This is a genomic window from Actinomadura darangshiensis (assembly GCF_004349235.1).
GTDB lineage: Bacteria > Actinomycetota > Actinomycetes > Streptosporangiales > Streptosporangiaceae > Spirillospora > Spirillospora darangshiensis.
The window spans coordinates 1-9,170 of sequence record NZ_SMKY01000328.1; the positions used below are offsets into that span (position 1 = coordinate 1).

The 9,170-nt window shown below is 75.0% G+C and carries 5 protein-coding genes; all 5 read right to left on the minus strand.

Going from position 1 to position 9,170, the window contains the following annotated elements; all coding sequences use genetic code 11:
• The coding region (locus E1293_RS40025) for a TIGR02679 family protein (RefSeq protein WP_165978610.1) at nt 1–1,100 on the minus strand (1,100 nt) is incomplete at its 3' end.
• Nucleotides 1,097–5,158: a TIGR02680 family protein gene (locus E1293_RS40030; protein ID WP_243717281.1), complete on the minus strand. Its 4,062-nt coding sequence runs from the start codon at nt 5,156–5,158 to the stop codon at nt 1,097–1,099. The genes E1293_RS40030 and E1293_RS40025, both read right to left, overlap by 4 nt.
• Complete coding sequence (locus tag E1293_RS40035) at nt 5,155–6,321, minus strand: TIGR02678 family protein (RefSeq protein WP_132204208.1); 1,167 nt, start codon at nt 6,319–6,321, stop codon at nt 5,155–5,157. Before E1293_RS40035 ends, E1293_RS40030 begins: the two co-directional genes overlap by 4 nt.
• Nucleotides 6,318–7,865 carry a TIGR02677 family protein gene (locus tag E1293_RS40040; protein ID WP_243717282.1) on the minus strand — a complete coding sequence of 516 codons (1,548 nt, stop codon included), beginning with the start codon at nt 7,863–7,865 and terminating at the stop codon, nt 6,318–6,320. The genes E1293_RS40035 and E1293_RS40040 overlap by 4 nt, the downstream gene beginning before the upstream one ends.
• 96 nt (nt 7,866–7,961) lie before the next feature.
• A partial coding sequence (locus E1293_RS40045) for a phosphodiester glycosidase family protein (protein WP_207939378.1) occupies nt 7,962–9,170 on the minus strand: 1,209 nt, incomplete at its 5' end.

Consider the following 9,170-nt stretch of genomic DNA (forward strand, 5'->3'; position numbering starts at 1 on the left):
GTGAGGGGGGTGTCCGAGACCGCCTTGCGGTAGGCGGTCGTGTCGTACCGCCAAGGGCGCCAGCCGATGCGGGCGTGGACGGCGGCGGCGATCGAGGCCCCGCCCCAGTCGAAGTCGCCGTGGTAGAGGAACTCGGCGCCGCCTTCCGCGAGGAGTTCCAGGAGGCGCCAGACGGCCGTGGACGGGCGGCCGTTGCAGCAGACCAGGGGCGGGCAGGACGGGCCCAGGGCGTCGGCCGCGGCCGCCACCACGACCGGGTTCTCGCAGATGCGGACGACTCCGGCGTCCACCGGGGACGCGTGGCGGCGGAGTTGGCGGAGGGTGAGCGATACGGGCTCGCCCCGCATGGCGGCGAGCATCCGGCCGGTGGGGGAGTGCGGATCACCGGGCAGACCCAGGCACAGGACGGTGGAGGAGAGCTCGTCCAGGTGCACGCCGACCGCCGCCCAGGTTTCGCGGCGGGACTCGGCGCCGCCGTCCGAGCGGAACGGCAGGCCGGTGAGGGCGCGGGCGGACGAGAGGGCCAGTGTGGCGAGCGGGCCGTCGTCCAATGCGTGGGCGTGGCCGCAGGTTTCGGCGGCGAACCGGCCCAGGGGAATGTCGGGAGACGGCAGGCGGCGCACCACGGCGGCGAGTGCGGCGAGGACTTCGGCGGCTTCGGCGGGGCCGGGTGCCAGGCGGCGGACGAGCCCGGTCGCGTCCAGCCGGGCGCGCCACCCGGCCAGTTCGGGACGGGCGCAGAGGGCCTCGTCCAGCGGGGCGAACGCCGCCGCCCAGGCGGCGGCCGTTTCGGCGCTCTCGCGGGCCAGGTCGCGGACGGGACCGTCCAGGGACTCGACGGCGGCGGCGAGCCCGTGCGGGGACGCGCCGCTCGTGCGGAGAACGCGGTCGACCTCGGCGAGCGACACCGACAGGGAGGTGCCGGTACCCGCGCGGCGGCCAAGGAGGAGTTCGACCGCGCGCCGTTCGGACGGCGCGGCCCCCGCCAGGGTGACCTTGCCGGTGAGCGGGGTGCCGCGTTCCAGGCGGGAACGGACGCGCCGCACCAGCCAGGCGGTGTCCGGACCGCCGAGCAGGCGGCGGAGGCGGTCGTCGGTCATCCGAAGATGTCCGTCTGGCCGAGCACGGGTTCCCCGGGCACGTCGGCGCGGGTGCGTTCGCGGCCGTCCCAGCGCCATGGCGTCACCAGGACGGCGTCGATGCCGTCGCGGCGGGACAGCTGGCAGATCGACAGGCCCGGCACCTGCGGGTAGCAGCCCCATTCGCGTTCGCTCGTCATGACCACGTCCATGTCGAAGGTGGCGAGCAGGCCGAGGCATTTGGCGCGCGAGTCGTCGTCCACACCCGCGAACGCCTCGTCCAGCGCGACGAGACGCGGCGCGTAGGGGTTGCCCGCCGACTTGTAGTGCGCGGACGCGGCGGCGAACAGGGGGACCGAAGCGGCCAGCACCCGCTCCCCACCCGACGCCGGGCCGGTCGCGGGGCGCCACTGCCCGTCCTGGAGCCGCTGGATCGTGAACGCGTGCCACGACCGGTAGTCCAGCGCACGGGTGAGCTGCTCGGTCCAGCCGGACGCCGGGTTGCCGGCGTGCTCGCGGTTGATCTGCTCCTGGAGGAACCGGCCGACGGCGGCGCGGTCGTCGCCCGACCAGGCGTCGATGGTCTGCCGCAGCTTCTCCCGGACGCGGTCGAGGCCCTCGGGGGCGTCCTTCGCGGGCCGCCAGACGAGCCGCAGCCGCATCCCGGTGGACGTCGGGCGGGACGTCAGCTCGGCGTTCATCTCCCGCACCTCGCCCTCGGCGGCGGCGATGAGCTCTTGGAGGGTGCCCGCGACCTCGTTCAGCAGGTGGTTCTCCAGGATCTCCCGCTCGCGGGCCGACAGGAGGCGTGCGCGCTGCCCGGTCTCGGCGTCCAGGGCGTCCGCCAGGCCGGGGACGTCGCGGCTGCGGCCCTGGAACAGCACGTCCACGACCATGATCCCGTCGTGGAGGGTGAGCCCGACCGAGTGCCCGTGCCGGGACATCGCGTCCGACAGCAGCTTGTGCTCCTCGGTGACCTTCCGCTGAACGCGGTCCCACGGGCCGTCGCCGTCGTCCACCGCGCCGAGTTCGGTGTTGACGGCGCGGGCGAGCAGGACGGCCGGGCTGGCCGCCCACTCCTCGGACGGGTCGGGGACGTCCATGGCGGGGACCGCGACGGGCAGCAGGCCGGTGGCGGCGAACGCGCGGAACTCCGCCACCGCCTTGTCGCGGGCCTCGGCCGCCTCGGTGATCTGCGCGTTCAGCCTGTCGCGGTTCCCCTCGGCCCTGCCGCGCTCCTCCAGCGCCGACCGCTCCCGGTCGCGTGCGCGCGACTCGGCGCGTTCCCGGTCGACGAGCGCCTGCTTGACCTCCTCCAGCCGCCGGAACAGCTCCTCGACGGCGGCGCCCGCCGTCTCGACCAGCGCCCGGTGCTCCTCGGCGGCGGCGGCGGCCTGCCCGCGCGCCTCCGCGGCCCGCTCCGCCGCCTCGTTCAGCCGTTCCAGGACGTGGCGCAGTTCGTCGGCGGCTTCACGCGCGGTGTCGCGCGCCGACAGGAAGGCCCGCGCGGCGGGCCACAGTTCGGCCAGCGCCAGCCGGTAGCCGCCGATCGCTTCGCGCACCCGCGCGAGCTCCGGTTCGCGGTCCGGCAGGCCGACGTCCGAGGCGAACTCGGCGGCGTGTTCCGCCGCCTCGGTGACCTCGGTGCGCCGGCGTGTCACGATCTCCTGCGCGCGCGTGTGCTCGCCGTCCAGGTCCCGCCGCCTACGGTGCTCCCCGGCGAGCCGGACATGGGCGTCGCGAAGGCCGGTGTCGCGGGGGACGGCCCGGTGCTCGGCGGTCAGCGTCTCCCGCCGTACCGCCAGCTCTTCCAGTTCCTCGCCCAGGGCCGCGATCCGGGACCGGGTCCCGGCGAGGTCGGCGCGAAGCCGGGCGATCCTGGCGCGGCGGGCGGCCTCCCGGGCGCCCTCCCCGATGAAGTCGGCGCTGTCCTTGTGCCAGGAGCCGCCGAGGACGCCGTTCGCCCACCGGCCGTCCACGGCGACCCACGTCCGCGCGCCCGGCCCGAGGCCCAGCCCGGCGAGGACGGCGTGCACCGCGTCATCGGCCAGCGCGGCGGCCTGCGAGTCGGCGCGGTCGACGGCGGGACGCAGCACCAGTGCGCACGACGGCCCGTGGACCGCCTCGCCGGTCAGCACGAACGTGTCGTCCTCGCCGTGCAGCGTCCCGTCCGGCGTCACCCAGGCGTCGAGGATGCCGGACGCCTCCAGCGCGGCCTCCAGCCCGGCCCGGTGGTCGGCGGGCACCGTGTCGGCGAAGTCGACGACCTTCCACAGCGGTGCGCCCGGCCGGTCTTCGCGGGAGGCGGTGCGCGTGTACGGGACTGGCGGGACGTCGTGCCCGCCGGACTCCAGCCGCCCGATCTCCTCCAGCAGCGACGTCTCGGTGTCCCGTTCGGCCCGCAGCCGGGACTCCGCGTCCGCGGCCCGGCCGCCGAGCGCGGCCGTGGCCTCGCGGGCGGCGTCGTCCACGGCGGTCGCCGCCGGGTTGCGCCCCTCGGCGGTCCCGGCCCATTCCTCCAGCTCCGCCAGGAGCGCGTCCGGGTCGTCCACCCGGATCTCGGCGAGCCCCGCCAGGTAGGTGACGTAGGCGTCCAGCAGCTCCGCCGCACCCGTCCGGGTCTCCGCTTCCGCCGAGGAGATCCGCTCGGCCGCGGCCTGCAGTTCGCCGACGAGCCGTTCCGTTTCGGCGGTGGCGGTCTCCAGCCGGGCCCGCGCGGCGGTGACCGCGGCCAGCAGCCGGTCCAGTTCGGCGAGGGCGCGGGACAGGTCGTCGGCCAGCGAACCGGTGACGCGCCGCGCACCGGCGAGGTCGGCCTCCCAGCCGTCCATCGCCTCCGCGTGGGCGGTCCCGCAGCCGGCCGCCGCCGCCAGCGCGGCCGAACCGTCCCGGACGGTGCCGAAGGACGTTTCGGCCTCGCCCTCCTGCCCCCGCGTCCTCTCGGCCCGGTGCCGCTTTCGCGCCGCCTCGGCGGACAGATCGCCGCGGTCGCGTTCCCGTGCCGTCGCATACGCGTCGCGGCGCCGGGCATCCTCGCCCATCTGCTCGATGCGCTCGGCGTCGCGCATCTCCGGGCTGGCGTCGAGCGCCTGCCTGCGGGCCTCCAGCCGGGTCCTGTCCGCCGCCAGCTCCGCCAGCAGCCCCGCCGCCTCCGCCAGCTCGGTGTCGGCCGCCGTGAAGCGCGCCTCCTCCTCGGTGAGATCCCGGTTCAGGTGCTCGTACCTGCTGTGCGCGAGGCGCGGCCCGGCGGCCTTCCGCTTCGCGGCGATCCGGGCATACCGGGTGTAGTGCCCGAGGAAATCGGTGGCGGCCTTGTGGGCCTCCTCCAGACCGCGCAGTGCGTCCCGCTCCTCGTCGAGGCCGCGGAACGCCTCCGCGACCGTCATGATCAGTGCGGGGCTGAGCGGTGGCAGCGCCTCCGTCAGCGCCCGCGACAGCAGCCGCTCGTCCGGCTTCTTCGACAACTGCGGCTGCCGCAGCTGGATCAGCAGGTTGACCAGGGCCTCGTAGCGGTGCTCGCCGAGGCCGAACAGCACGTCGTCCACGGCCCGCCGGTAGTCCGACGCCCGGTCGTAGACGATGCCGTGCCCGTCCACGGCCTCGCGCAGCTTCTCCCGCGTGAGGGACACGCCGCCGTCCGAGACGAGCGACAGGTCTTCGCCGACGCGGCGCGTGGTGACGAAGAACCAGTGCCGGACGATGCCGCGGTCCTTCACCGCCTTCAGCCCGCAGCCCAGCGTCCGGTACTCCGCCGTCCCGTCGGGGTGGCGGCGGCCGAACTCCAGCCACGTGTAGCCGAGCCGCTCCGGATGGGGATGCTTCCCGCCGAGCAGCAGGTTCCACTCCATCCGCTTCTGCCGGTCGCCGTCCGGCTCGACGCGGTGCGGGGACAGCTCGCCGTCCAGCAGGAACGGCAGCGTCAGCGCCAGCACCTTCGACTTGCCGGTGCCGTTGTTGCCGCGCAGCAGCAGCCGCCCGTCATGGAACCGGAACTCCTCGACGTCGTAGTAGAACATGTCGACCAGCCCGGCGCGCAGCGGCTTCCAGCGCTCGGACGTCGGAACGGGCGTCCCGCTCACTTCACGGCTCCCCTCGTCTCCCGGACGGTCGGTTCCTCCACGGCATAGCGTGCGATCGCGGGACGTGCCCGGACCCGGCCGTCCGGCAGCACCTTCACCAGCCGCAGGGCGGCCAGCTTCCCGAGCGCGATGTCCAGCAGTTCCCCTTCGGCGCCCGGCTCCGTCACGCCCTTGCGCCAGAACGACCTGTGCCGCGCCGCCGCGTCCCGGACGAACGCCTCCAGTTCGCCCCGCCCCGCCTCGTCGCGCCCGGACAGGTACTCGGCGACCAGCAGCGTCGCATGCCCGTCGGTGCGCTGCTCGGGCATCCGCACGTCGGTCAGGTCGTCGTCGGGATCCACCATCGCGATGCCCTCGGCGCGCAGCTCGGGGACGAGCCCCGTCGCCTCCTCGATCCGGCGGGTGATCGCGGCTCGCTGCGAGACCAGGTAGCCGCGCTCGGCGTCGTCCAGGTCGGCGTAGTAGACCACCGGATCCTCCAGGAGCCGCCGGGTCAGCCCGCGCCGCAGCGCCCGGTTGCGCAGCTCGTCGGTGTCGGGGACGGGTTCGTCGGTCAGCTCCGCGAGCCGCTCCCCGAACCCTTCCGCGACCACCGTCGAAGGCCCGCGCACGCCGGTGAGCAGCGCCGCGAGGACGACCCGGCGCACGTCGTACAGGACGTCGCCGGTCGCCGACAGATACGACTCCTCGTCCCCGGACACCCGCCGCAGCACCCCCCAGCCGATCAGCAACCGCACCACCGCGACCAGGTCGGACCGCTCCGCCCGGCTGTCCAGGGAGAACGGGAACGCCAGATCGGGTTCGGCGGCCGCGTTCAGCACCTCCTCGGCGAGGCGGCCGAGCGTCGTCTGCGCATCGGCCCGCTCCAGGACCGCCAGCGCCAGGCAAAGCACGACATAGCGGCGGCGGCCGAACGGCTCCCCGGCCTTGCCGCGCGCCGGATGCGTCCCGTCGTCCAAGGTGGGCGCCGTCTTGAACAGGCGGGCCGTCTCGGCGTCCACCTGGAGGCGCCAGCCCGTCTCGCGGCTCAGCCAGTCCCGCAGCTCCGACTGGTGCCGGCGGACGAGGATGAGGTCCTCCGGCTCGGACTCGACCGTCAGCAGCGGACGCTTCAGGAGGGCCCGCAGCGCCGACCGCCGCCGCGCGAGGTCGTCGTCGCTCACGTTCCGCTTCCGTTCAGGTCGGTGATCTCGATGAGGTGCTCCGGGCCGGTGAGCACGCCGTCCTCGGTGACGACCCGTGCCTCCCCGCCGCCGGGAACCAGCGACAGGCGCACCTCCATCGACCCGTCGCCGGTGAGCGCCTTCACCTCGGTGTCGCCCGGCAGCCGCGCCGCCAGCGCGTCCCCCAGCAGCCCCAGGAACAGCCGGAACGCCCGCGGGTCGAGCACGCCCAGCTCCGAAAGCAGCACTGGCCCGCCGGTGCGCAGCCGCGCCCGCGCCGCCGCCGTCTCGGCCGCCTCCTGGTCGGCGCGCTCGCGCAGCAGCCGCCGCAACTCCGACCGGTCCTGGACGCGGTTGGGCTTGCCGCGCCGCTCGTAGGAGCCGGTCCGGCGCAGCTGCGGCGAGATCCGCACCGACGGCGCCTCGGCCCACGCGAGTCCCTGCGGCGCCTCCGCCTCCCACGCCGCCACGGTCGCGGCGGTGACGGTGAGGTGCCGCGCGGAGGTCAACCCGAACGCCGCCCGCCACAGCCAGTGCATCGCCTCCTCGTCCGGTGCCTCGGCGAACCAGCGGGCCAGCGCGCGGAAGTCGGCGGACCGGTCCGACCGGCCCGAGCGCCGCTCGTTCAGCAGCCCCACCGTGTCGACCAGCTGCTTGATCGCGGTCACCGCCGAGTGCCGCAGCAGCCGCGCCTGGGAGGGGCGGGCGGCGCCACCGGACACGAACCAGTCCCGCAGACCCCGCCACCGGTTGCGCCACGACTCCAGCGCGGCGGCCTCGGCCCGGCCGAACGCCTCGGCGGCGTCCGCGCCCTCCGGCACCGCGTCGGACGCCTCCCGCCGCGCCGCCGCGGTCAGTAGCCGGTCGTGGCCGCGCGCCTCCACCTCGTCCAGCAGGGCCGCGATCCGCGCACCCGAGTTGGCGAGGTCGGCGATGAACCGGTTGATGTAGTCGATCAGTCGTTCCTTGTAGGCGATGAAGCCGTCCACGTCGCCGTCGGAGAAGTCGATCGCCCGGCGCAGCGACGCCATGAACGCCTGCGCGTTGTCGGCGAGCGAGGAGAACCGCTCGGCCAGCGTCAGCAGCAGCAGATGGACCTTGGCGGGGTCAGGGTCGGCCTCGTCCGCCAGCGCCGACAGCGCCGCGAGCCGGTCGGCGATGTCGGCGAGCGCCACCGACTGCAGCACGCCGCGCTGCCCGATCGCCTCCTCGTAGAACGCGATGGCCTGCTCGGCGGCATGACCGGCCGCGGTGAGCTGGAACAGGAACCGCTTGCGGTGGAAGTCCTCGACGGTCGTCACGCGGCCGGTGTCAGCGTCGGCCCGCAGGTTGCCCCAGTCGACGAGCTTGTCCAGCGCCTGGCCGAGCTGCTCGTCGCTCTCGCGGCGCAGCTCGGCCGCTACGTCCTCGGGCCGCAGGTGGACGACGAAGCGCTCCTTGGCCCGCGCGAACGACCGCAGCACGTCCCGGTACAGGGACGCGTTCGGCGCGCTCAGATGGGCGAAGGGCTGTGGTCCGTCCGGCCCCGAGTCCAGATCAGTCACCGCATCATTGTGGTGCCTGGACGGGGATGCGCGTGCCGACTCGCCCCTTCCGTCCGGGTCCGGTCCAGGCGGGGGCCGCCGGTCTTCGGTGTCGTGTCAGGGGCGGGTGCGTGCCCCGAAGACGCCGATGCCGTTGGCGACCTCGCGTTCCGCCCCGTCCGACGGGGTATTGCGGACGGTCACCGAGGACGCGCCGGGGACGCGCGAGACGAACGTCGAGGAGCCGCCGCCGTCGAGGTTCACGCCGTCGTCGGCACCCGCCTTCTTCAACAGGGACGCCAGTTCGGCCACCGTCACGCCGCCGCTCTGCAGTGACCGGCCGTCCGCCACGACGAGGTACAGGTGCCGCCCGTCGCGGCTGACGCCGGCGGCGGTGCGCGGCTCGGGGCCGTTGGGGCTCAGGCCGTCCAGCGGCTCGCCGTTCCGCAGGACCGGGAACCCGCTGACGGCGACCCGGAACCGGACCGGCCCGGTGAACCGGTAGGACACCCGCACCCGGTCACCGGGCTTGAGGCGGCGCAGCGCGTCCGCGCCCTCCTCCCGTCCGACGAGCACGGTGGTGTCCCTGGGGATCGCGCCCGCGCCCACCGCGTCCGCGACCTTCGCCACCACGCCCCGCCGGACGGTCACCTCGGCGGTGTTGGTGCTGCACGGGTCGTTGCGCACCTTGTCCGTCCCGCAGACCGCACGCAGACGGGACACATCACCCCATCGGGAGTCGAACACCCCGGCGCTTCCGACCGGGAGCGCGTACTGGTTGAGCCCGCGAAGCGCGATGGACGTCTTCCCAGACCGTGCGGTCCCGGTGAGGTGCAGCCGCGCGACGTGCCCGCGCCGGTCGGTGCCGACACCGATGACGTCCTCGGCGGACGTGCCCGGCGGCAGCCCCGGCCCGAACCGCTGCCCGTCCGGCACCGCCCCCTTGAGCGGACGGCCGCCGTCCACCTCAGGCCCGGACGAGGAACCCGTCGGCACCACCCCGGGATGCGTCTCGCTGATGTTGAAGAAGTCGCCGTTCACTCCGGCCACCGCTCGCTGCGCGCCCGCCATCTCCGACACCGTCCGCCGCGCCGCGACCACCGGAGGGTGCAGCAGCCCGACCTTCGCCCGCGGGTTGCGCAGGTCGACGTCCAGCAGGTCGCCCAGCACCGGCCCGCCGCTCCCGGACGTCTCGAACCTCCGGAAGGTCACCCCGGGCGCCGTCCGCTCCACCGCCGTGAACCGCACCTCCCCGACCTCGGCCGACGAGGGCAGCGCCCGTGCCCGCACGTCCGGCCGCTCCCCCGACCCGGCCCCGTCCACGCC